The sequence below is a fragment of the Bacillus cereus group sp. Bc010 genome (genome assembly GCF_027716745.1).
GTDB lineage: Bacteria > Bacillota > Bacilli > Bacillales > Bacillaceae_G > Bacillus_A > Bacillus_A pacificus.
Window position 1 is genome coordinate 154,290 of sequence record NZ_JAQFUY010000001.1, and the last position, 22,976, is coordinate 177,265.

Consider the following 22,976-nt stretch of genomic DNA (forward strand, 5'->3'; position numbering starts at 1 on the left):
TCAAGAAACTATTAATTTGGATGTAATACAAGATGAATACAATACATCATGTCTTTATGTACATGGAAATGAAAATGCAGATATGAACTTGGCAGAATATTATCAAAACTGTATTGATAATAATGAACAAATTCAGCATTTACCTCGAAAATTAAGGGTTCTTGTGAAGCTTTTAAATGAATTAATTGATTTAATAATAATAAGTCAAAATGCTATAGTGGATGCAGCTTATCATAGAAGGAAATCAATTTTAAAGTTTTTAATTGGAAATCTATCATATTCAAGATTCGAGCGATTCAGAATAGATTGATAAGTTCGATATTGTGAATCTTATGCTGTATATAATTCACAATCAGTATTTGCTTGGGTAATAAACATTCTTTAGATTCACAACCAAGAATAGCAGTAATATTGGAAAACATTATATAAATAAAAAAAACAGATTACTTGTCCGAGAATAATTTGAATAAGTGATTTGTTTTTTTATTGAAACGTTTAATGTGAATAAGGATATTAACTCTAATTTGATTAGCAGTCTACGGGTGTAAATAAAATGTTTCAGAGGTATTTGTATGTAGAAATATCTTTATTACTCGTAAACAATTGTTAGAATTTAATATAGGTTAATTTTAAAATTTATGAATAAACAAATTATGGTGTCCGTTGAAAGTACGGTTGCCGAGAATTTGATGTTCCATTTCCCTAACATTATTATTGAGATATTAGGGAAATGGAACATCATTGTTGATATAACAGCCTCCATACTATTTTCCTAATTATTTACGTTCGCATAAAATGGAAAAACAAATGAAAGCAGAGCGTAATAAACGTGCGATCATATTAGAAGCTGAAGCTGCAAAACAAGATAAAGTCCTTCGTGCTGAAGGGGAGAAGCAAAGTAAAATCTTAATGGCTGAAGGGGATAAAGAAGCACGTATTCGAGAAGCGGAAGGTATTAAAGAAGCAAAAGAATTAGAAGCGCAAGGGGAAGCAAGAGCGATTGAGGAAATTGCAAAAGCAGAACAAAATCGAATTGAATTACTTCGCGAGGCGAATTTAGATGAACGTATACTTGCCTACAAATCATTTGAATCATTAGCTGAAGTTGCGAAAGGGCCAGCAAATAAAGTCTTTATTCCATCTAATGCAATTGAAACACTTGGTACTCTTGGGGCGATTGGTGAAATTTTTAAAGAAAAACAGGCGAAGAGATTACCTTCTTCAGATACACCAAAAGAATAATAGGAGTGAAAAGAGAAATGGGGTGTGGCATTTCTCTTTTTATTTTTGGATAGGATAAAAATATTAGTCCTTTGTCATTATGGATAGGAATTTGTTGTTTGTCATTTTTGACAGAATAATAAGTTTAGAGTGCTTGGGATTGTTAAGTGGATTAACACGTTTACTAGATGGGTTAAAAAACTGTCAAAGTAATATATTTTTGTTAAAGAAAATTTAAAATATGATATAATGGGATTTTGTGGATATTAAATAGGGGAGTGGGAAACCAGTGCAAATATTATTAATACGTCACGGAGAATCAGAAGCTGATATCTTAAACGTACATGAAGGACGAGCTGATTTTGAATTAACAGAAAAGGGAAGACAGCAAGTGCAAAGACTTGTACAGAAAGTGAAAGCAGATTTCCCGCCAGATTTCATTTGGGCAAGTACATTAAAACGGGCTCGCGAAACAGGTGAAATGTTAGCAGAAGGAATTGGATGCCCAATTCAATTAGAAGAGGAATTAATGGAGTTTAATAATGGAGTGCAAGCAGGTCTTTCCTTTGAAGAAGCAAAGAAATACCCAGAGCCAAAGTTCCTTCATGATCGTTTTGAAAACGGGGAATCATTTATTGAATTTAGAATGAGAATAGAAGGCATCTTTTCTAAAATCGTGACAGAGAATACATATGACCGAATTGCAATTGTTGCACATGGTGGTGTAATAAATAGTCTATTACGTGCGTTTTTCAAAATGCCCATTTCAATGGACTATTATTTTAAAATGGGAGATACGGGAATAAGCTTAATTGAAATGGATGGCGAACAAAAAACAGTACATTTCATTAATGATACGAATCATTTGGACGGGATGTAAAGATCTATGTACAAAGTAGTATTTTTTGATGTTGACGGTACGCTTTTAAGCGAAATTGATAGAAGTATGCATGAGAGCACAAAAGAAGCAATACAAAGATTAATAGAAAAAGGGATTCACGTAGTTGTTACTACAGGGAGACCATATAGCTTATGTTCGCAATTTAAAGAGCTGGGCATACATACAATTATTTCTGCAAATGGTGCACATATTAAGTGTGAGGAAACGGTTCTACATAAATCAGTACTTTCAAGTGAAATCGTTCATGATATCTCAGAGTTTGCAGAATTACATGGTCACGGTATTTCTTATTTTACCGAGGATTTTGCAATGAACGGAATAGCTTCGGATAATGAGCGTGTAATGCAAGCGCTTAGCGAGACGTTGAATTTAGAGAAGTATCCAGAAAAAAGCAGGGATTTGTCAGAAGAAATCTATTGTTTATGTCTGTATGCAGATGAAATAGAAGCTCAAAAATTTCTTGAAAGATATCCAGCACTTACGTTTGAACGTTTTCACGGTTATGTTATGAATGTGTTGGAAGATAATAAAGTATCGAAGGTAACTGCAATTCAAAAGGTATTAGAGCACCTAAACATTTGCAAATCAGAAGCCATTGCTTTTGGTGACGGTAGCAATGATATTGAGATGTTAGAGTATGTAGGATTAGGTATTGCGATGGGGAATGGCGGAGAAGAGTTAAAAACAAGAGCTGATTTCGTTACAAAGAAGGCGAGTGAAGGTGGTATTTTATTTGCCTTAGAAAAGCATTATGTCGTCTAACGTACCTTTATTGAAATAAAGGTACGTTAGGATCTTTAATGTGCTCGCATAATAAAATATGTATTTGTCCACGATGATGATAAAAGTGTGCAACAATTTCAAGTAACCATTCAAACCGAGAATAAGAAACACCCCAATAGGCAGTCATAACTGCCGCTAATTCTTCATGGGAATAGGAAAGAAATGTTTTAGAGAGAAGGTTGTATCCTTCAAGCATTATTTGTTGCATGTACGCAATTGTTTCTGGTGTATGTTCTAAATAAAAGGTACGTAACTCTTTTTCCGTACTACCATTTAAAATGAGTAAATCAGCATGGCAAATAAGAGAAAGATGTGCACACATTTCAAATAATGATCGCTTCGAGTGAATGGGTTGTATTTTTAATTCGTCTTCTTTATATCGGTTAAGCATTTGAATAGAAGTATCAACAGCAACTTGTAGTTGGTGTAATGCAGATTGTACAAACATTGTAATTCTCCTCTTCTACGTATATAATAGTTTCTTGAGGGTATTATATCATACTCAAAATTCCGAAAATTCTAGTAGTTTGACTAGCATATTGAAAAGTATTATATTGTAAAAGGTCATATGAAACGTGAAATAGAATGGAATGCAATTATTGAGTTAGGAGTTAGACCAATGAGTTTGAAATATGGAAGAGATACAATTGTTGAAGTTGACTTAAATGCAGTAAAACATAATGTAAAAGAATTTAAAAAACGAGTGAATGATGAAAATATTGCAATGATGGCTGCTGTAAAAGCGAATGGGTATGGTCATGGGGCAGTTGAAGTTGCAAAAGCTGCTATTGAAGCAGGAATAAATCAGCTTGCAGTTGCATTTGTAGATGAAGCGATAGAGTTAAGAGAAGCAGGAATTAACGTGCCGATTTTAATTTTAGGCTATACGTCAGTAGCATCTGCGGAAGAAGCAATTCAATATGACGCTATGATGACTGTTTATAGAAGTGAAGATTTACAAGGTATAAATGAAATCGCAAACCGTCTACAAAAGAAGGCGCAAATTCAGGTGAAAATTGATACAGGAATGAGTCGCATTGGTTTACAGGAAGAAGAGGTTAAACCATTTTTAGAGGAATTAAAACGTATGGAGTATGTAGAGGTAGTAGGAATGTTTACACATTACTCTACGGCAGATGAAATCGATAAATCATATACGAATATGCAAACAAGTTTATTTGAAAAAGCTGTCAATACAGCAAAAGAATTAAGAATTCATATTCCATATATTCATAGTTCAAATAGTGCAGGATCAATGGAACTTAGCAATACATTTCAAAATATGGTTCGTGTCGGGATCGGAATTTATGGAATGTATCCTTCAAAAGAGGTAGATCATTCAGTTGTTTCTCTGCAGCCTGCGTTGTCGTTAAAATCAAAAGTAGCTCATATTAAGCATGCAAAGAAAAATCGCGGTGTAAGTTATGGGAATACGTATGTAACGACTGGTGAAGAATGGATTGCCACTATACCGATTGGTTATGCGGATGGCTATAACCGTCAGTTATCTAATAAAGGGCATGCATTAATAAATGGGGTTCGAGTACCTGTTATTGGTCGTGTTTGTATGGATCAGCTCATGTTAGACGTTTCAAAAGCAATGCCAGTACAAGTGGGAGACGAAGTAGTATTCTACGGTAAACAAGGCGAAGAAAATATTGCAGTAGAAGAAATAGCGGATATGTTAGGTACAATTAACTATGAAGTTACATGTATGTTAGACAGAAGAATTCCACGTGTATATAAAGAAAATAATGAAACGACTGCTATTGTAAATATACTAAGAAAAAACTGAATCGTTATGATTCAGTTTTTTTTATTTTTGACAAATGAAAAATGCTCTGTTTGTACCGTGTGATTGAATGTCCTTAAAACCTACGGATTCTAGCGAAGAAATTATTTCTTCATTGGAATAACAAGCTTCTTCAAAAGAAAAGTCACTTCTTGTCCAATTATTATCTATATCATGTTGAAATAGTATAAAGTTCATGACTGCTTTTTTATTTTCATTATCATATGTAGAATCAATCGTACAAACATATTCATCCGCTGAAATATGAAATGAAGCACTCCAATTTTCAAGAAATCCTTTTTCCATATTCATATCAAATACGAATGTACCTTCGCTATGCAATACGGAGTAGACATTATGAAAAACACTTTTTAATTCATCTAATTTCAAAATATGGTTTAAGCTATCGCCAGTAGAGATAACATATTGAAATTGCTCATTTATATTGAAATAGCGAGCATCATCGACGATAAAGGCTGCGTCTGGAGCGTTTTGACGTGCGTATTCAATCATTTGAGCAGAACCATCTATACCAGTTACTACAAAATGATTCTCAATTAATTTCTTAGTAAGGTGACCAGTCCCGCAGCAAAGATCTAAAATATGAGAATGTGGTGGTGCATATTGTAAAATGAGTTTTTCCAAAAGTAGATAGGAGTGTTCAGCATAATGCCCCCAATGTTTATTATAAATGGATGCGAAAATATCATAATCAGAATAAATTAGTTTTTTAGACACATGCATTCACCTCGAAATTCATTACATTATAATAATCATACTTCGTTTTCATTTCAAAACCACATTGTGTATACAATTTTAAAGCATGGTTATTTTTCGTTTCGACGTCTAATTTAATTGTTGAAGCTCCTTTTGTAATAAGGGCATGTACCATGGACATAAGAATACTTTTTCCGTATCCTTTACCTTGATAGAAAGGGTGAACGGCGAATCCTGATAGTGTAGTAGATTGGTCTTCTTTAGAAACTGTAATTGTTCCTATCACTTTTTCATCGATAAGAGCACTGTAAACTTGATGGGAAGATGAATCCATCATCTTTTGTAACCATGTAGCGGTGTTTTCTACTGAATCTCCAAACGCTTTACTAGAAATTTCAATCAGATCAAGCAGTGATTTTGAAGATGCAAGAGTAAGTTGTATAGCATTCTTCGTTCTTTTTTGCGCTTCATTTGCTTTGAACTCCATACTATATTCACTATATAAATAAGGCAGCTTCATATGTATTGCAAATGCTTTCCCAGAAGCAGACTCCCCATTCATAATAAGAAGAGCTTCGTCTGCCTCTCTTAATCGTATTTCTTTCATTGCGGTTTGTAAAAGAGTAGTACCTATATATTGTTTCCTATAGTTCGGATGAACAAAGCCTATTAACTCAAGTTTGGTAGGTCTTTCAAAGTCATACATACTTAATGCACCGACTAATTGAGTATCGTCATAGAGTAAAAAGTCATGTATCTCTTCTTTATTACGAGCAGTTAAAGAGTTTACATGTAAATCTGACGAGTAATCAATTTGATCGTGTTGCCCGCAAATATGAGCTAAATCTTTCATTTGTTGTATTTCACATTCTGTTAAAGAACACTTTTTCTGAATTTCCATTTCATAACCCCTCACCTTCGTATTTAAAAATAGGATGGATGACTTAGCCACTTCTCTAACTCCACACTGCCCTGAATAGATAATAACCGGTACAAATATCGATAGGGATGTCTACATTCTACAAGATTAGGAATAGGCATAATGGTTTCGTAACCTTGTTTAAAAGCATGAGCTTCCTTTTCTGTAAATACATATTCTAAGCTGATAAAATCAAGTTCTCGGGGAGCAACTGCGTAAGCTTCTGTATCTACTAAACCTGTAATAGTTGCGCCATCTGATAAAAACTGAGTAGGGTCCATATCAATTAAAACGAGCGTTGCTTCCTTTGGTACCGGTAAGGAAGAAAGTTGTTGTTCAAAAGTAGGAAATGCGTTACGGATGCTCGTATTATCGGAATAAAACCTATTTACAAGTTCTTTACTGACTTTTAATATGTGAGACTTAAATTCTTCTAGTGGAACTTGGAAAGTACCTGATGGATTTCCTATAAACTCTGCTTGAAACGAATGAATTTCTGCTAGTCCTTTTCCAAGGCTGAATAAAATTGAATCAGATTGTCCGACAAAGGATTGCAGCGTACTTCCTGTTAGTTTTTCGACACTAACATACTTTCGGCCATTTAAAATATGTTTTTGCAAAATAGTGGGGATGGGCAAGTTAGTATGCTTTTTCAATAATTCGTGTATATATTCTAAATGATGTACGTTCCTTGGATCGATTCCAAAAAGGTTTTTGCATCCCCACCAAAAATCATTGTTTGGTTCTTCAGTCATTTTTGAGGAACGAACGATGACTTCTTCATCTTTTGTTTGGACGAGAAACACATCGCTTGCATGGTCTTCATAACTTGGATGTAAAGTTTGAACAGATAAAATAGGTGAAGCGAAGAGTTGTTGTAGCATGAAGGTGCTCCTTTTCTGTAAATTCGATAAATTCATTATATAACAGAATGTGTACGAAGTGGATAATGATAGGGACAACATAGAACTTAAATAAATTTACGGTGAGAAATCAGTGTGAAAATTATATTTTTCTACTTTTGTATGAATTGTCAAAATAATTTTTGATGATAAATCTGTAAAAATACAAAATATAAATCTCATATTTTTCAGTAAATGAAGAGCTAAGCACACTTTCAATAGGGGTATAAAGTAGGGTATGAAAAATATTTCTCAATAATAAAATGAAGAGAAAAATGTGAAGAAATAGAATAGATTCCTTTATAATAGTTTTAAATTGATTAATATAATTAATTATTAATAATATTAGATAGGAGAGAATATGATGGCAAACGTACTCGTAATAAATTTCCCTGGAGAAGGTCATATAAATCCGACTTTAGCTATTGTAAGTGAGTTAATTCGGCGAGGGGAGACAGTTGTTTCGTATTGTATTGAAGATTATAGAAAGAAGATTGAAGCAACGGGTGCACAATTCCGAGTGTTTGAGAATTTCCTCTCTCAAATTAATATTATGGAACGAGTAAATGAAGGTGGGAGTCCTTTGACGATGCTGTCTCATATGATGGAAGCATCAGAACGTATTGTTACTCAAATTGTAGAAGAAACAAAAGGGGAAAAGTACGATTATTTGATATATGATAATCACTTTCCAGTAGGACGTATTATAGCCAATGTTTTAAAGTTACCTAGTGTTTCTTCTTGTACAACGTTTGCTTTTAATCAGTACATTACTTTTAACGATGAACATGAATCAAGAGAAGTAGATGAAACGAATCCATTGTATCAATCGTGTTTAGCGGGAATGGAAAAATGGAACAAACAGTATGGAATGAAATGTAATAGTATGTATGATATTATGAACCATCCTGGTGATATTACAATTGTGTATACTTCAAAGGAATATCAGCCGCGTTCAGATGTATTCGATGAATCGTATAAGTTTGTTGGCCCATCAATTGCTACTCGAAAAGAAGTAGGTAGCTTTCCTATGGAAGATTTAAAAGATGAAAAATTGATTTTCATTTCTATGGGAACAGTTTTTAATGAACAACCTGAGTTATATGAAAAATGTTTTGAAGCGTTTAAAGATGTAGAAGCGACAGTCGTATTAGTTGTTGGTAAGAAGATAAATATAAGTCAATTTGAAAACATTCCGAATAACTTTAAGTTGTATAATTATGTGCCGCAATTAGAACTATTACAGTATGCTGATGTATTCGTAACACACGGCGGTATGAATAGTTCGAGTGAAGCACTATATTACGGTGTCCCGTTAGTTGTAATTCCGGTAACAGGAGATCAGCCTTTAGTTGCGAAACGAGTAAATGAAGTAGGGGCTGGAATAAGGCTTAATCGCAAAGAATTAACTTCTGAAATGTTACGTGAGTCTGTAAAGAAAGTGATGGATGATGTAACGTTTAAGGAAAAAAGTCGTAAAGTTGGAGAGTCACTTCGAAATGCTGGTGGTTATAATAGGGCAGTTGATGAAATATTAAAAATGAAAATGAATTCATACTCAAAACTTAAATAAATGTTTGGAGCACACTTACTGTAATATGTAAGTGTGTTTCTATAAATAAATTACATAAAAAATCATTGTAAAGGTGAAACTTTTGTGTATATAAACTGATATCTTTGAATTAGCATTGAAATTACGTTAAAATAATACTAAGAAAATATATAAGTTTTGGGGGTAATGAATGAAGAAAGTATTTGAATACATATTATTAACAATTGGCTCGATTATTGTAGCGGGTTCATTGGAGCTTATTTTAGCACCTAACGGATTAGTAGATGGCGGGGTAACGGCTATTGCTATTATGGCGAATAAAGTTGCTGGGTTACCGCTTTATGGGGTGTTCTTAGGAATTAATATCCCGATTTTATTATTTACTGCAAAAGTAATGGGAAAGAAGTTCTTTATCCGTACGTCCTATGCAAACGTTGTGACAACACTCGGATTGATTTATTTAAAACCATTTCCAGCAATTACAACTTCTGAATTGTTAATTGTTCTTTATGGAGGAGTTCTATTTGGTGTTGGTGTAGGGATTGTAGTAAAAATGGGCGGAGCAATTGATGGATCAGAAATGTTAGCTGTTTGGATGAATAAACATTTTAAAGTGCCAATTAGTACATTTTTACTTGCTGTAAATGCAGTTATTTTCATCTTTGTTGCCATTTTGTTTTCAATTGAACAAGCGATGTTCTCATTAGCAATTTTCTATATTGTTACGAAGATGATTGATTTCATATTAGATGGTATTAATCAAGGAAAGAGCGTTATGATTATTTCTGGTAAAAATAAAGAAATAGGCGATCTACTTATGAAAGAACTGCAATTATCCGTTACATATCTACATGGAGAAGGTGGTTTTTTAGGAGAACATAAGAGAATCATCTACTGTATTACAAACCGTTTCATTTATCCGAAAATGAAAGATCTCGTTCTCTCTGTAGATCCAACTGCTATAATTGAAGCGTCTTATTCAACAGAAACAACTGGTGTCAAACGTCCGGGAAGGGCAGCGAGATCAGAAAAATAGTGAATGAAATAGCTCCACGTAAGTTATACTTACGTGGAGCTATTCTTATTTGGGGAACCAGGCCTCTTTCAATAATTGGACAACGGTTTCGATACGATTCTCTGGAATACTACCAAAACCAAGTAATACATATGACTCATCCCTCACATTATGAACAGAATCGTATGTCGAGAGAGGGTATAACTTAATACGTTGTTTTGCAGCTGCATGAATAAGTTCTTGTTCGTTCATACTATTATGAACGTGAAGTACAATATGAAGTCCAGATTGTTCACCGAGTATATGCACGTTATTCCCCATTTCGTTTGTAATAGATTTAATTAAAGAAATATGCTTTCTTTTATATAACGTACGACTTCGGTTAATATGACGTTCCCAATCCCCACTTTGAATAAAGGTAGCAAAGGTAAGTTGTTGCATTGTAGAAACTGTTTGTTTATACATACCACCAAGTTCTTTATAGGTTTTTAGCAGATGAGGTGGTAAAACGATATATCCCATTCGTAAAGAAGGTAAAAAAGATTTCGAAAAAGTTCCCATATAAATAACACGTTCATTTGAATCTAGTCCTTGTAAAGAAGGAATAGGTTTTCCAATATAGCGAAATTCTCCATCATAATCATCTTCAACAATATACCCTTTACAATCATTCGCCCATTTTAATAACTCGAGTCTTCTAGATAACGGCATAATGATTCCGAGTGGAAATTGGTGAGATGGAGTGACATATGCCACATTGGAACCCGATTCACGTAAAGCAGAAATATGAATTCCTTTATCATCTAAAGGGATAGGGTGAACAGGAAGTCCAGAACTTTGAATCATAGCAGGTATACGGTGAAATCCAGGGTTTTCGATTCCGTATTCTTTTTTTGAACCAAGTAGTTGAAGTAGTAGCCAAAGAAGAGGCTGCGTACCTGCTCCAATAATAATTTGATCAGGTGAAGAATGTACCCTGCGAGCATGATATAAATATTTTGAAATATGTTCTCGTAGAACGAGCTCACCTTGTGGATCTTCTTTAGCAAATAATTCATCTTCATACTGAAATAAAGTTTCGTGTAATGCTCTTTTCCAGTTTGTTATCGGAAAAGCTTTTTGATCAATAAGTCCTTGACTACAATCATAATCATATTGTTCTTTTTCTTTATTGTTAGCACTGTTTGATGCAATTTGCTGTTTCTTTTGAATGACATCAATATCAACTTCCGCAACAAAAATTCCGCGTTTCGGTTTGCTTTCTACGTAACCTTCAGCTAGTAATTGTTGATAAGCGGATTCAACTGTAATACGGCTTACATTAAGTTGTATAGCTAAATTTCTGTGAGAAGGAAGGCGTGTACCAGCACGTAGTGATCCATGAGAGATTTCTCGTTTCATATATTCGTAAATTTGTAAATAAATAGGTGTTTTACTTTGTAACACTAATGGGATAGTCAGATCCATTTGTAGACGCTCCTTTTAATACTGGCCTTATAAAAAAGAATAAAACTGTCACTTAAACTAAGGGCAGTTGCTTTCTATAATGATGATATAACATTTAGAAAATTTTATAAATAGTAAGGGGCGAATCATAATGAATGTTAAAGCAGTAGTAACAGAAGCGGATTTACACGATGTATTTCCCGTATTACAACAATTAAGAACGAAAATTTCAAGAGAAGAGGCAAGTTCTTTATTTCAAAAAATGAAAGAAGAAAATTACAAACTATTTTCGCTACGTAACGAAGAGAATGAAGTTGTTAGTCTAGCTGGTGTAGCGATTTGTACGAATTTTTATAATGAGAAACATGTTTTTGTGTATGACCTTGTAACTGCGGAAGCTCACAGATCAAAAGGGTATGGTAAGGTTCTGCTGTCATATGTAGAAAAATGGGGGGAAGAAAAAGGATGCAGTTCTATCGTTCTTACATCTGCGTTTCCAAGAATTGATGCACATCGTTTTTATGAAAGAGAGGGCTTTAATAAGGTAAGCTATTCTTTTTATAAAGCGTTATAATATTAAGTAGGTTCCATATGTACAAATATATGGAACCTATTTTCTTTTTCAGATTTGAGCTAGGAACAGGTCTAGCAATATAATTTGTCGAATATTAGAAATTAAAAATGGAATCTTGAATTTAGAGAATGTTAGGAGCGTTTAAACTTGGAAAAAATAAAGAAATTATCTATACCAAATGATGTAAGAGTTATCATTATTTCTGATATTCATGGAGAATTAGATCTTTTTAAGGAACTATTATATAAAGTTAATTTTAACGATGAGGATTATTTAATTATTAATGGTGATCTTTGTGAGAAAGGAAGAGATAGCATTGGCGTCGTAAACTATGTCATGAATATTGTAAAGAACAATTCAAATGTTCATGTTGTTGAAGGGAATTGTGAAATTATAGTTGAAGCGCTTGTAAATGAAAATCCTGCTTTAATAAATTATTTGTGTACGCGAAAAAATACAATTTTCAATGAATGGCTAGCACAATTGAATGTTACCGTTCATGAAGAAAGTGATATTTGTGAAGTGAAAACATATTGATGGGTCATTTCTCAAAAGAAATAAAGTGGCTAACAGAATTACCAACAGCGATTGAAACGGAAGATTATATCTTTGTACATGCTGGCCTTGAAGATAGAGAGGATTGGAAAGAAACAGAACGAAAAAATGCAACAGCAATGCCGGAGTTTTTCAATCAATCACATAAAGCAAATAAGTATGTAGTTGTTGGTCATTGGCCTGTTGTAAACTACTCAGAGAAGGCACCGTCTAACAATCCAGTTATTGATAAGGAGAAAAAGATTATAGCAATTGACGGCGGAAATGCGATTAAAGAGGCAGGACAATTAAATGCATTTATTATTCAGAGGACAAGCGCAAGTGATAAGTTTTCTTATACATATGTTGATTATTTTCCAGAGTATGAAGTAATAGCAGATTTTCATGCCGATGCAACAATGCAGGGCGGGGTTACCTATCCACATTATTACATAGAGCCTATTGAGAAGAAGCAAGATTACACAATATGTAGGCAAAAGGAAACGAATACATTACTTTCTGTGAAAGATGAATACATTAGGCAACTTGATTCAGGTGAATACACAGTGAAAACGGATATATCTTGTGCGCAAATAAGCGTAAAAAAAGGGGATATTGTTTCTCTCATTGATGGTAGCTGCTCAGGATATGATTTAATTAAAAAAGATGGAGTAGAAGGCTGGATAGAGAAAGGAATTTTAGTTGAGATAGAAAAGACGAAAAAGAAAATATTTAGCTGAAATAGGAGGGATGTAACCTCCTATTTTTTTAAGAAGTAGATTGCTTGCTATCTTTAATAAGTAAATAAATCGTACTCGGTAAAATGACAAGCGTCATTCCTAAAATAATTGCTAGTATAGCATAACCTCTATATGGAGCAGAGACGATAAATGGAAGCCCCGCTAGGAAAATACCTGCTATCATCATTGAAATACTACAAATATTTGAAGCTCTTTTTTCAAGGTGCTTATCATTCCATTCCAATGAAACGGTTGATTTAGTCGTATCAATTTTGGAACTGAAATAACCTATTAATATAAATAAAAGCCCTAATGCTAAAAATATGAAATAATCAAGAGGAAGTGAAAAGCCAAGGGCGATAAGGGCAATGACAATATCAACAAAAAATAAGAATAGTAACATTGTGTTGCCGATCCAATGGAGAAATTTCTCGTTACTCGCTGCTTTAGATAAAGCTAAAAATAAAAATAAAAAGAATAAGAAGGAACATATAATTATATTTACGATCACAAAAGTACTTTTATCCATCATTGACGTAGGTGTTCCATTGAAGTCCCATTTCGTAACAATACGTAATGGTAAGAAGAAATAGAGAATAATATTTGTCGTAATAATAGTGAGAAACAAAGTGATACTAAATCGATTATTCATTGAATCACCAGCTTTCTACATGAATAATTGGTATCTTATAACAAAATTATACAGTATAATAAACGATATTTGTTTTGATTTTTCAGAAAAATATTATAATTATATATGAAATAAAGAGGAACGTAGGAGGAAATTATGAAAAGCGTAATCGTAAAAGGGGATAGAGTAACAATTCGTACAATTGAAGAATCAGATATAAAAACATTATGGAATCTCGTGTTTAAAGAAGAAAATCCAGAATGGAAAAAATGGGATGCACCGTATTTTCCGTTTTCAATGCAAGAATACTCATCCTATAAGGAGAAGATGCAAACTCGTTTAAAAGAAGAACCTCTATCCAATTTAATTATAGAAAATAACGGTCAAGTTATAGGGACGGTCGGATTTTATTGGGAGTATAAACCGACGCGTTGGTTGGAGATGGGAATTGTCATTTATAATCCGGCTTACTGGAATGGCGGCTACGGTACAGAAGCGTTAACGTTATATCGGGATTTACTATTTGAAAAGATGGAGATTGGTAGAGTAGGGCTCACGACTTGGTCTGGTAATGAACGAATGATGAAAGTAGCGGAGAAAATAGGAATGACTTTAGAAGGTAGAATGCGCAAATGTCGTTATTATAACGGAACGTACTATGATTCTATTCGAATGGGGATGATTCGTGAAGAATGGGAAGCACTATGTGTAACAAAGAGGTGAAGGGATATGTGGAATATATTTATGAAAAATTTGATCATGCAACAGCTTCAATTGAGAAATTAAAATTAATAAAGGTGGATTATGAAAATGGTTCTGCCATTTCTTCTCGTATATTAGCAGAATATAATTTAAAGAGAATGGAGACATCGAGATGACATATGTAATTAGAGAAATGAAGCAAGAAGATATTCATGCTGTACAATCAGTAGCGAAAATAGCTTGGCATGATACATACGAAGGCATTATTCCGAGAGAGATTCAAGACAGTTTTTTAGACGAGGTTTATTCTGACGAAAAAATGAAATATCGTCTTGAGAATACACATTTATTCGTTGCAGAAGAGGAGGGAGAAGTAATTGGCTTTGCAAATTTTTCACCTGTTAGACTGCAAAACGAAGCAGAATTAGGCGCGATTTATTTGTTACCAGATCAACAAGGGAAAGGGATAGGAAGTGCTTTATTACAAAAAGGGTTAACGGTATTAAAAGGAATTCGGAAACTATACATTCATGTAGAAGCAGCGAATGAAAAAGGAAAACGTTTTTATGAAGCGAAAGGTTTTGCGCAATTAGAGGAATTTGAAGAAGATTTTGAAGGACATATGATGCAGACAGTAAGGATGGTTTTATACATATAAGGAGGACTAGAAGTGAAGATTTTTGATTTTAGTGAAAAAGTAGGAAAGCAAATCACAGCATTTCAATCTAATTTCATAATGTCGAAAATAGTAAATCATCAAGGGAATATACATATCGGTGCTATGCATTTAAAAGAGAATGGAATAATTGGATATCATGAAGCAGTTGTATCGCAACTGCTTCTTATTGTGGACGGCGAAGGATATGTATGTGGGGCAGATAAAGAAAAAGTGAAGGTGGAAGCGGGACAAGCTGTGTTTTGGGAGAAGGGCGAATTTCATGAAACGAGTACGGAAAAGGGATTGATGGCAATTGTGGTTGAGTCGGAGGAACTTGAACAAGCAATATTAATGCCTATTAAAGAGGAGAGTTGTGAAAAATGATAGAAAAGGCAAACCGAGAAGACACGAACGAAATAATACAATATGCAGCTCAATCGCTTTTTGAAGGCACGAGGGGAAATTGTCAGTTAAGTACAGAGAAAGCAATTGAAATTACAAGGCCGATTGTAGAAAAGGGAGCATATTATTTAGTCGTTAAAGAAGAAAACAATGTAATGGGATGGATATTAATAGGAGAAAATACGGACTATTTTTCTCATGAAAAACTAGGTTTTATATATGAATTGTATGTTTTTCCAGAGTACCGCGGGAAAGGGTTGTCAAGAAAGTTAATGGAGGCTGGTATTAAGGAATTACAAAAGAATTATTCAGAAATTCGTTTGAATGTATTTGCTGGAAATTTTGCGAAAGAGATGTACGAAGAGTTTGGTTTTGTTGAAAGACAGGTAATTATGACTTTGAAGTGAGAAAAATATTGTGAGTGGGAGGAGGGAAAGAATGAGAAAAGAAAATGAGTATATTTCGTATTTACAAAGAGTATATCCTGAATTAAAAATAAGATCCGCTTATATAAATGAAATAGGCCAAAATAATGATGTATTAATTGTAAATAAAAATATAGTATTCCGTTTCCCGAAATATGAAAAAGGTATTCAGCAACTGCGAATAGAAACGCAGTTGCTAGAGAAAATAAGACCCTTCATTACGCTTCAAATTCCCAACCCGAGTTATCAAGGGTTTCAAGATGAAGTACCAGGGAAAGTATTTGCAGGATATGAAATGATTGAAGGAGACCCATTTTGGAAAAATATCTTTAAGGGAATAAAGGAAGAGAAAAAATTACAGAAACTTGCGTGCACATTGGCGGGATTTTTAAAAGAGTTGCACGAAATTCCTTTATCTACATTTGAAGGTATTATGCAATATGATAGTGCTGATACGTATTCAGAAATAAATAGTTTATATAGTCAATTGAAAGATTATGTTTATCCACACATGAGAGAAGAGGCAAAAAAAGAAGTTTCATTATCTTTTGAAACGTATTTAAATGAAGAGAGTCATTTTAATTTTACACCCAGTCTTATTCATGGGGATTTTGGTATGACAAATATTTTATATAGTGCAACAAAACAGGATATTTCTGGAGTCATAGATTTTGGTGGTGCAAGTATTGGAGATCCTGCTTATGATTTTGCTGGGATATTAGCTGGCTATGGAGAGGGATTTTTACAATTCTTTTCAGCTTATTATCCCAATTTGGAAGAAGTAAAGGAAAGAATATATTTTTATAAAAGTACATTTGCGCTTCAGGAAGCGTTATTTGGGGTGATTAATAATGACAAGGAAGCTTTTGAAGCTGGAATAGCACAATTTGTTTAAAAATTTGATTGGTGAGAAAGAACAGTCAGTGGAGATGGGAAAATCATGATTTAGTAAACAATTTATTGTTGAAATTAAAAATGGATAAGTTCTTAAAGATATATAAAATAAAAGATTTTCTTTAAATTTATAGTCGCTTTATAGAGTATGCCTCAAAAATTACAAATTAGAATTATATAATATAATGTTATTATAATAAAAGAGAAAATTTGGAAAAAAATCATTTTTTTGTTTAGAAATTTTTAAATTATTGATATAATCAATTTGTAGAATTGATTATTGGTTAATTTTACTATTTTTAAATTTTAAGGGGGATTTAATAATGGCAGGACAAATTCGCATGTCACCAGAGGAGCTTAAATCGAAAGCGACTCGATATGGACAAAGTGCAAATCAAATTGAGGACATTTTACGTCAATTACAAAACTTACAAAATGAATTAAGAGGAGAATGGGAAGGTCGTGCTTTCGAAGGCTTTGATCAACAGTTCAATCAATTAAAGCCAAAAGTACAAAACTTCGCACAGCTATTACAAGAAATTAATATGCAGCTTAATAAAACTGCAGAAGCTGTTGCAAGACATGACGAAGATCTTTCTCGTAATTTCGGTCTACAATAAGACAGATAAAAAAGAAATATATAATTTAGCCATGCAACTATAGGTTGTATGGCTAAATTACTTTAAAACTAGAGTAAGATACGAAGTCTTTAACTTAATAGACTCGCAGTTGCAGGAGTGATAAGTAGTGAAAAAGTTCAAGTGGAGCATCTTGTTGTTTATTATTTTAGCTCTTGTGTTATCAACAGGGATCTCCTATTTAGCGTTAAACCAAAATGTTAAAAAAGCAAATGAGAACACCACGCCCAAAATGACAGTTGCATTGGTAAATGAAGATCAAGGTACTGTATTTGAAGGGAATAAAATAGCGTTTGGAGATCAATTTGTAAAAAATGTAAATAAAAACACGAAACAAGAATGGTACGTAGTGAGTCGTGGTGTAGCAGAAAGTGGTTTGAAAAATAATAATTACAATATGATGATTGTAATACCTAACGATTTTTCAAGAAAAGCTGTTGCGATTGATTCAGAACTTCCAGAGAAATTAACATTAAATTACAAAGTAAATGCAACTGGAAATAAAGATTTGAAAGCTGAGGCAGAAAATACAGCCTCTGCTATTTTAGAAGATTTTAATAAGCAAATCATCGATGTTTATTTTGCAAGTGTTATCGGTAAGTTGCAAGGTGCACAAGATAATATAGGTAAAATAATTGAAAAAGGGATCAATCAAACGACTATGTATAAAAAAGATGTACATAGCCCGCTGGCAAATTACACAAACCAATTTAAAACGGTACAAGATTACACTGGTATTTCTGTTAATAGTTTTAAAGGATTCCAAGATGTTTTAAAAGGGTTTGGTCAAGCATTAGAAGAAGGGAATAAATCTAATAATACGTATTTAGAAGGATTTAATAACTTTCAAAAAATGCAAACTGATAATAATCTGTTAGCGAATAATTTTACAAATCAATTTAATCAGTATATGAGCGATATGAATTCAGGGGATACTTTAAAGCAGTTAAGCGCATTGGAATCTGCAAATAAAATTATCGCAAATCAATTTACGCTTTCAGAGAAAGATCCTAATATTTTAGCAGATGCTTCAGCGATACAAAAATATTTAACAGATGTAAAAAAACAAGTGTCAGAATATGATACAGAACTTGCAGGGAAATTAGAGAGTGACATACAAGCGACAATTCTTAAACGATTACAAAAGTCTATATCAAATGATGGACAACATGAAGTAGTTATAAATTCGTTAATGAAACAACCAGATCTTCGTATTAAACAACAAATTGAAAATTTAATTGCGAAGTTGCCTAGTTTGAACATGGAAGAAATCGTTCAAAGTGATTTGCCGGATGTAACGAAATTACAACTGAAAAACGTAATCCAATTTACGAATAAATATAATAAAGAAAATAATTTTAATTATGATCCAGTCAATAAAATATCTTTAGGAAACTCAATTAAAAAAGTAAAAGAAAGTTTGGCTAAAGATGGAATTACATTCAGTGATACAGCGAAAGTAATTGGAATGGATTCTTCGCAAACTATGAATATTACTATTCCGAGTGGCTTTGAGTTATATGGTAATACAGATTCACTATTAATTGATGGTGTGGACCGTACAAGTGAATTCTTGCAAAACGGAGCAGTTGCAATATCAGCACGTAATGAGGGAGATTTGAAAATTAGCCTTCATGTGAAGTTAGTAGATCCAAGTATCAATATAGATGTTTTCTCTCCAGTAACGTGGGAATGGAAATTGAATGGTAATTACGAGAAAGAAACTAGTACCGGAAAAGAAGAACCTAAAAAAGAAGAACCAAATAAAAAGAATGAAGGAACAAAAACAGAAAATAGAAAAGTAGAAAATGTATTTCATAAAACGCAGTATGGAATAATGCCGCTAGTAAACACTGTTAACAAGCCTATCATTCAAAAGACAGAACAGAGTAATAATACCGAAGGAAACCCAGGAGGCGGAACGGGAACAGATAATGGAAATGGTGGAAACCCAGGAGGCGGAACGGGAACAGATAATGGAAATGGTGGAAACCAAAATCAAGGTGGTGGCTCAACAGTTATTGAACGTACAAATAATCATGTTGTACATCAAAAGACTGAGAAGTTAACAGATAATACATCTAATGTATTAATTAAAGAAGCAGTTGAGACCGTTCAAAGTTATCAAGGTTTAATGAGTCTTTATCAAGTGTATTATGGGATTGATTTAAGAACAAATGATGTAGGTCCTAAGCTTGAAGAGGGAAGTTTAGATGCGATTGCGACGGATCATTCATTGTATTATATGTTAAATAAACAAAGTGTAATTGATTTAATTTCAAATCTTGTTTCAGCTAGTATTACGAGTGAAGTAAAGCAAGATATGATGGGGTTAAAACAAAAAATAGACTCTTACCAACAACTTATTACTAGTGCAGATCAAAATTCAATACTACTAGCAGAGAAGTTAAATGAAACGATGCAGCAAGCAACTAGTATGAATCAAAACTTAGGTGAATATTTAAAAGGTTTAGCGAAATGGCGTGAGAGTAGCTTAAAGCTAGCTGAAGAACAACAAGTATTAACGACTAATAATGCAGGTGAACAAACAGCTGTACTATCATTAGACTCTGGTATTAAATCTTTAACGATGCAAACTCAGTCATTAGTAGAGAGTTCGAAGCATAGTTTAGCGACATCAGATGATGTGTATAAAACATTTGATCAAATTAATGGACAAGCAAAAGAAATTCAGGAAAGTGGAACGACAATTGTTTCGAAAGCAGATTCGTTATTAAATGATTTTACGAAGAAAATGGAAGATGATAAAGCATTCTCGAAAAACTTTACGAAGATTTTGGCGAATAGTCGTATTGGAGATCGTCAAAATGAGATGCTATATGATTTTTTAGCTAGTCCAGTTCAAAAACAAAACGATGGGGTAATTGTAGCAGGTAATGCTTTTACGCCATACTTAATCGTATTAACTTGTTTCATTGTTGCGTTATTTACAGCGTATGCAATTGCGAATCAAGAAAAGAAACGAACGCAATCAGATCATTTTGAAGAGAGATTCTCTTTAATTGATATGAATGTACCAACTACAGTAGTAGCATTTGGAATATCGATTGTGGAAGGAATTAGTATAGGAATCATTTCGGGCCGTCTTTTAAAGTTTGGCCAGGATCAAAGTTTACTATGGATTGCGTTTATCACAATCATTATGATGGCGTTTGTATTGGTTTCAACATACTTACTGCGACAAATAAAAATGGTAGGGATGTTTATTTTACTAGTATTTTTAAGTATGTATCTATTTTTAACTGAAGCAGTTGGAAATAAAGTAGATCAAATGTCTTCTGTAGGTAAAATGCGTCAATTTTCACCGCTTCAATATATAGAAGGATTTCTAAATGATTTTATTAGCGGTAAAGATACTGGAAAAGTTATTTTTATCGTATTGTTTGTAATTGCCATTATAGGATTAGTTAGTAATCTATTTGTATGGCACAAGAAATGGGAGGAAAAAGAAGTAAATGATCAAACAATGGAGCATAGTGGTTAAGCTATCATTTATTTGTTTCCTTTTACTGTTTGTCGCGCTACCGATTAGGAGCGCGGCGGATAGTTATCTTGGTGATGATGGAAAGATTCAGTTTAAAGTAGACCGCTTTGAAGATAAAGACCAAGAAAAAAATAAAAAGGAACATAAGGAAACAGAATTAGATAAAGCATCAATTGAGTTATTTAATAAAGATATAGAAGAAGAAATTCAAAAAAAGAAAAAGAAAGAACAAAAAGAGATGGAATCCTTAAGAGATTCTCTTTTTATAAAACAAAAAGAAAATAATCGTGTTAAAGATACGAAAAATAGTTTGTTTAGTAGTGAATACATTGTAAGAAAAAGCGCTGATGAAGTAGCAAGTAATCAAACAATGAATGAAAAGCCAATCGGTACAACAGTAATCATATTGTTAGGTGGCAGTGTTTTACTTATTTGTATAGGTATTTATACGGTTCTTCGGAAAAATTGGAGGTAAAGTAATGGCAATACAAACGCATATTAATGTAACGGTAGATTTTCGTAAATGGAATGGAAATACATATGATTTGCGTATTCCGAATCATCAATCTATTAAATATTTATTGAAAAACTTATTAGATACGCTAAAGATTGATAATCATGAAGGTTCACATTTTGTAATGAAAGTGAAAAATAAGTCAATTGTTTTAACAGATAATGATCGTTTAATTGATCACCAAATAACAGACGGAGATATTTTACAAATTTTATAAAGAATATTTCTTACTTTTAGTTTTTTGAAAATAAGTTATTACTGGTTATAAAGAAAAGGAGAAGAGGATAAACATGACGGAAAAAATAATTCAAATTGATGCAATGAACTATCAATTTCAAATAGAAAAAGAAAATTGGAAGTTGGAGATGACCAAATCTCAAACACGTATAAAAGACTTCCGTCAATTCGATATAATTACGGGCGTATCATCTGAATTTGTACCATTAACAATAGAAGAAACGGATGATATGTTTACGTTTCTATATCAAGTAGATAAAAAATTATATAAGTGGGACGATCTTAGCCGTTTTAGAAGAAATGAGAAATTAAGACTACTTCGGAATGTTGCGCAGTTTCGTAAATATTTAAATAAACGAATCACGTTCTTTTTACATCCAGCCAATATAGTTTTTAATGCTAATTTAATACCAAGTATTATACATAGAGGAATTCGAGATATTGTTCCACCAACCCCGTTATTAGAAGAGCAATTTTTAACACAATATAAGTGTCTAATCATTGCTTTATTCTCCGAAAAGCACAATTTTGATGATTTATATGCTGGGTTACTAAAAGATGCAAAAGAAACAACATTTGAACAGACAGTTGCTCAAATGGAAAGTTTAGATGCATTACTGCAGTTTCTTGATGACAGCTTTGAGAAGGAACAAACAAAAACAGAAAAAAATATGCAGCTAGTACCTAAAAAAAGCTATAAATCGTTTAAATACTTAGCTTTTTCCTTCATAGCGGCGACAGTTATTTTAGCTGCTCCTTTAATATATTTCACTTTTATAAAACTTCCTTATCAAAATAAATTATTAGAAGCAAATGCGGGTTTCATAGCAACTGATTATGACAAAGTCATTACGCAGTTAAGTGAAGAGGAATTTGAATCATTACCGATTGCATCTAAATATGAGTTAGCATTTGCATACATTACAGTTGAAAAACTAGGTGAAGATCAAAAGAAATCAATTATGAAAAATATTAGTTTGAAAAGTGATGAAAAGTATTTGCTGTATTGGATGTATAACGGAAAAGGTAATTTTGATAAATCATTAGATTTAGCTAAGACACTTGATGATCCGCAGCTTATTATGTACGGCCTTGTTAAACAAATTGAATCACTGAAAAATAATCCGGACTTATCAGGAGAAGAACGTGATCAAAAGTTAAAAACATATGAACAACAATTAGATGAATATAAAAAGAAATATGGCAATTCATCGAGCGATAAAAATTTGTCGGATACAGAGAAAAAAGAGTAAGCACTTGATGAGACAGTTGAA

General features: G+C 33.0%; 23 protein-coding genes and 3 pseudogenes. 20 read left to right on the forward strand and 6 right to left on the reverse strand.

The window, feature by feature from the left end; all coding sequences use genetic code 11:
- The first annotated feature begins 16 nt into the window (after positions 1–16).
- The 4 genes and pseudogenes from PDQ68_RS00790 to PDQ68_RS00805 all read left to right on the forward strand — a co-directional run bounded on the left by PDQ68_RS00790 (position 17) and on the right by PDQ68_RS00805 (position 2,884).
- The gene (locus PDQ68_RS00790) at positions 17–310 is read left to right on the forward strand and encodes a hypothetical protein (RefSeq protein ID WP_061183066.1); all 294 of its coding nucleotides are present in this window, start codon (positions 17–19) and stop codon (positions 308–310) included.
- A gap of 485 nt (positions 311–795) precedes the next feature.
- Positions 796–1,242: pseudogene (locus PDQ68_RS00795) on the forward strand (SPFH domain-containing protein); the annotation flags it as partial.
- A 268-nt stretch (positions 1,243–1,510) separates the two neighbouring features.
- The gene (locus tag PDQ68_RS00800) at positions 1,511–2,101 is read left to right on the forward strand and encodes a histidine phosphatase family protein (RefSeq protein WP_001166461.1); all 591 of its coding nucleotides are present in this window, start codon (positions 1,511–1,513) and stop codon (positions 2,099–2,101) included.
- A gap of 6 nt (positions 2,102–2,107) precedes the next feature.
- Positions 2,108–2,884 (forward strand): Cof-type HAD-IIB family hydrolase, encoded by a 777-nt coding sequence (locus tag PDQ68_RS00805; protein WP_061183067.1) that lies wholly within the window; start codon positions 2,108–2,110, stop codon positions 2,882–2,884.
- 7 nt (positions 2,885–2,891) lie between these two features.
- Here PDQ68_RS00805 and PDQ68_RS00810 read toward each other — a convergent pair whose 3' ends face one another.
- Positions 2,892–3,353, reverse strand: a complete 462-nt coding sequence (locus PDQ68_RS00810) for a DinB family protein (RefSeq protein WP_061183068.1) — start codon at positions 3,351–3,353, stop codon at positions 2,892–2,894.
- Positions 3,354–3,524: 171 nt separating this feature from the next.
- Here PDQ68_RS00810 and alr point away from each other — a divergent pair, with 171 nt between their 5' ends.
- On the forward strand, positions 3,525–4,700 hold the full coding sequence (alr, locus tag PDQ68_RS00815) for an alanine racemase (RefSeq protein ID WP_061183085.1): 1,176 nt from the start codon (positions 3,525–3,527) through the stop codon (positions 4,698–4,700).
- Positions 4,701–4,721: 21 nt separating this feature from the next.
- Here alr and PDQ68_RS00820 read toward each other — a convergent pair whose 3' ends face one another.
- Genes PDQ68_RS00820 through PDQ68_RS00830 form a run of 3 tightly spaced genes read right to left on the reverse strand, consistent with a single transcriptional unit; the run spans position 4,722 to position 7,217 of the window.
- Positions 4,722–5,435 (reverse strand): class I SAM-dependent DNA methyltransferase, encoded by a 714-nt coding sequence (locus PDQ68_RS00820; protein ID WP_061183069.1) that lies wholly within the window; start codon positions 5,433–5,435, stop codon positions 4,722–4,724.
- Positions 5,428–6,315: a GNAT family N-acetyltransferase gene (locus PDQ68_RS00825; protein ID WP_061183070.1), complete on the reverse strand. Its 888-nt coding sequence runs from the start codon at positions 6,313–6,315 to the stop codon at positions 5,428–5,430. The genes PDQ68_RS00820 and PDQ68_RS00825 overlap by 8 nt, the downstream gene beginning before the upstream one ends.
- Positions 6,316–6,338: 23 nt before the next feature.
- Positions 6,339–7,217, reverse strand: a complete 879-nt coding sequence (locus PDQ68_RS00830) for a nitrate reductase (protein ID WP_061183071.1) — start codon at positions 7,215–7,217, stop codon at positions 6,339–6,341.
- Between the two features lie 382 nt (positions 7,218–7,599).
- Here PDQ68_RS00830 and PDQ68_RS00835 point away from each other — a divergent pair, with 382 nt between their 5' ends.
- Positions 7,600–8,808 carry a macrolide family glycosyltransferase gene (locus tag PDQ68_RS00835; protein WP_016717298.1) on the forward strand — a complete coding sequence of 403 codons (1,209 nt, stop codon included), beginning with the start codon at positions 7,600–7,602 and terminating at the stop codon, positions 8,806–8,808.
- 169 nt (positions 8,809–8,977) lie between these two features.
- Positions 8,978–9,823: a YitT family protein gene (locus PDQ68_RS00840; protein ID WP_000755119.1), complete on the forward strand. Its 846-nt coding sequence runs from the start codon at positions 8,978–8,980 to the stop codon at positions 9,821–9,823.
- A gap of 45 nt (positions 9,824–9,868) precedes the next feature.
- Here PDQ68_RS00840 and pdxR read toward each other — a convergent pair whose 3' ends face one another.
- Positions 9,869–11,269, reverse strand: a complete 1,401-nt coding sequence (gene pdxR, locus PDQ68_RS00845; RefSeq protein WP_270786559.1) for a MocR-like pyridoxine biosynthesis transcription factor PdxR — start codon at positions 11,267–11,269, stop codon at positions 9,869–9,871.
- Between the two features lie 130 nt (positions 11,270–11,399).
- Here pdxR and PDQ68_RS00850 point away from each other — a divergent pair, with 130 nt between their 5' ends.
- Entirely contained in the window at positions 11,400–11,822 is a 423-nt protein-coding gene (locus tag PDQ68_RS00850) for a GNAT family N-acetyltransferase (RefSeq protein ID WP_016717300.1), read from the forward strand.
- Between the two features lie 147 nt (positions 11,823–11,969).
- Positions 11,970–13,096 (forward strand): annotated as a pseudogene (locus PDQ68_RS00855) (metallophosphoesterase).
- Positions 13,097–13,124: 28 nt separating this feature from the next.
- Here the strand turns inward: PDQ68_RS00855 and PDQ68_RS00860 are convergent.
- On the reverse strand, positions 13,125–13,748 hold the full coding sequence (locus PDQ68_RS00860; protein ID WP_270786560.1) for a DUF1648 domain-containing protein: 624 nt from the start codon (positions 13,746–13,748) through the stop codon (positions 13,125–13,127).
- Between the two features lie 135 nt (positions 13,749–13,883).
- Between PDQ68_RS00860 and PDQ68_RS00865 the strand changes: the two genes are divergently transcribed.
- The 11 genes and pseudogenes from PDQ68_RS00865 (at position 13,884) to essB (ending at position 22,955) form a co-directional block, all read left to right on the forward strand.
- On the forward strand, positions 13,884–14,450 hold the full coding sequence (locus PDQ68_RS00865) for a GNAT family N-acetyltransferase (protein WP_016717303.1): 567 nt from the start codon (positions 13,884–13,886) through the stop codon (positions 14,448–14,450).
- Between the two features lie 8 nt (positions 14,451–14,458).
- Positions 14,459–14,605 (forward strand): annotated as a pseudogene (locus PDQ68_RS00870) (2'-5' RNA ligase family protein); the annotation flags it as partial.
- Complete coding sequence (locus PDQ68_RS00875; RefSeq protein WP_061183073.1) at positions 14,602–15,087, forward strand: GNAT family N-acetyltransferase; 486 nt, start codon at positions 14,602–14,604, stop codon at positions 15,085–15,087. The pseudogene PDQ68_RS00870 and the gene PDQ68_RS00875, both read left to right, overlap by 4 nt.
- A gap of 12 nt (positions 15,088–15,099) precedes the next feature.
- Complete coding sequence (locus PDQ68_RS00880) at positions 15,100–15,471, forward strand: cupin domain-containing protein (protein WP_016717305.1); 372 nt, start codon at positions 15,100–15,102, stop codon at positions 15,469–15,471.
- Positions 15,468–15,896, forward strand: coding sequence for a GNAT family N-acetyltransferase (locus PDQ68_RS00885; RefSeq protein ID WP_016717306.1), 429 nt, complete (start codon positions 15,468–15,470; stop codon positions 15,894–15,896). Before PDQ68_RS00880 ends, PDQ68_RS00885 begins: the two co-directional genes overlap by 4 nt.
- A 31-nt stretch (positions 15,897–15,927) precedes the next feature.
- Positions 15,928–16,809: a phosphotransferase family protein gene (locus PDQ68_RS00890; protein ID WP_061183074.1), complete on the forward strand. Its 882-nt coding sequence runs from the start codon at positions 15,928–15,930 to the stop codon at positions 16,807–16,809.
- A 322-nt stretch (positions 16,810–17,131) separates the two neighbouring features.
- The gene (locus PDQ68_RS00895) at positions 17,132–17,428 is read left to right on the forward strand and encodes a WXG100 family type VII secretion target (protein ID WP_000918605.1); all 297 of its coding nucleotides are present in this window, start codon (positions 17,132–17,134) and stop codon (positions 17,426–17,428) included.
- Between the two features lie 127 nt (positions 17,429–17,555).
- The gene (gene esaA, locus PDQ68_RS00900; RefSeq protein ID WP_270786561.1) at positions 17,556–20,951 is read left to right on the forward strand and encodes a type VII secretion protein EsaA; all 3,396 of its coding nucleotides are present in this window, start codon (positions 17,556–17,558) and stop codon (positions 20,949–20,951) included.
- The gene (gene essA, locus PDQ68_RS00905; RefSeq protein ID WP_016717308.1) at positions 20,923–21,426 is read left to right on the forward strand and encodes a type VII secretion protein EssA; all 504 of its coding nucleotides are present in this window, start codon (positions 20,923–20,925) and stop codon (positions 21,424–21,426) included. The genes esaA and essA overlap by 29 nt, the downstream gene beginning before the upstream one ends.
- 4 nt (positions 21,427–21,430) lie before the next feature.
- Positions 21,431–21,682 (forward strand): EsaB/YukD family protein, encoded by a 252-nt coding sequence (locus tag PDQ68_RS00910; RefSeq protein ID WP_016717309.1) that lies wholly within the window; start codon positions 21,431–21,433, stop codon positions 21,680–21,682.
- A 73-nt stretch (positions 21,683–21,755) separates the two neighbouring features.
- Positions 21,756–22,955, forward strand: a complete 1,200-nt coding sequence (gene essB / locus PDQ68_RS00915; RefSeq protein WP_016717310.1) for a type VII secretion protein EssB — start codon at positions 21,756–21,758, stop codon at positions 22,953–22,955.
- Positions 22,956–22,976 lie beyond the last annotated feature (21 nt).

Bases quoted from the DNA above. Each gene is read 5' to 3' on its own strand.
- PDQ68_RS00805 (WP_061183067.1), top strand. From the start codon at position 2,108: ATGTACAAAGTAGTATTTTTTGATGTTGACGGTACGCTTTTAAGCGAA.
- PDQ68_RS00810 (WP_061183068.1), bottom strand. From the start codon at position 3,353: ATGTTTGTACAATCTGCATTACACCAACTACAAGTTGCTGTTGATACT.
- alr (WP_061183085.1), top strand. From the start codon at position 3,525: ATGAGTTTGAAATATGGAAGAGATACAATTGTTGAAGTTGACTTAAAT.
- PDQ68_RS00825 (WP_061183070.1), bottom strand. From the start codon at position 6,315: ATGGAAATTCAGAAAAAGTGTTCTTTAACAGAATGTGAAATACAACAA.
- PDQ68_RS00830 (WP_061183071.1), bottom strand. From the start codon at position 7,217: ATGCTACAACAACTCTTCGCTTCACCTATTTTATCTGTTCAAACTTTA.
- PDQ68_RS00835 (WP_016717298.1), top strand. From the start codon at position 7,600: ATGGCAAACGTACTCGTAATAAATTTCCCTGGAGAAGGTCATATAAAT.
- PDQ68_RS00840 (WP_000755119.1), top strand. From the start codon at position 8,978: ATGAAGAAAGTATTTGAATACATATTATTAACAATTGGCTCGATTATT.
- pdxR (WP_270786559.1), bottom strand. From the start codon at position 11,269: ATGGATCTGACTATCCCATTAGTGTTACAAAGTAAAACACCTATTTAT.
- PDQ68_RS00850 (WP_016717300.1), top strand. From the start codon at position 11,400: ATGAATGTTAAAGCAGTAGTAACAGAAGCGGATTTACACGATGTATTT.
- PDQ68_RS00860 (WP_270786560.1), bottom strand. From the start codon at position 13,748: ATGAATAATCGATTTAGTATCACTTTGTTTCTCACTATTATTACGACA.
- PDQ68_RS00865 (WP_016717303.1), top strand. From the start codon at position 13,884: ATGAAAAGCGTAATCGTAAAAGGGGATAGAGTAACAATTCGTACAATT.
- PDQ68_RS00875 (WP_061183073.1), top strand. From the start codon at position 14,602: ATGACATATGTAATTAGAGAAATGAAGCAAGAAGATATTCATGCTGTA.
- PDQ68_RS00885 (WP_016717306.1), top strand. From the start codon at position 15,468: ATGATAGAAAAGGCAAACCGAGAAGACACGAACGAAATAATACAATAT.
- PDQ68_RS00890 (WP_061183074.1), top strand. From the start codon at position 15,928: ATGAGAAAAGAAAATGAGTATATTTCGTATTTACAAAGAGTATATCCT.
- PDQ68_RS00895 (WP_000918605.1), top strand. From the start codon at position 17,132: ATGGCAGGACAAATTCGCATGTCACCAGAGGAGCTTAAATCGAAAGCG.
- essA (WP_016717308.1), top strand. From the start codon at position 20,923: ATGATCAAACAATGGAGCATAGTGGTTAAGCTATCATTTATTTGTTTC.
- PDQ68_RS00910 (WP_016717309.1), top strand. From the start codon at position 21,431: ATGGCAATACAAACGCATATTAATGTAACGGTAGATTTTCGTAAATGG.
- essB (WP_016717310.1), top strand. From the start codon at position 21,756: ATGACGGAAAAAATAATTCAAATTGATGCAATGAACTATCAATTTCAA.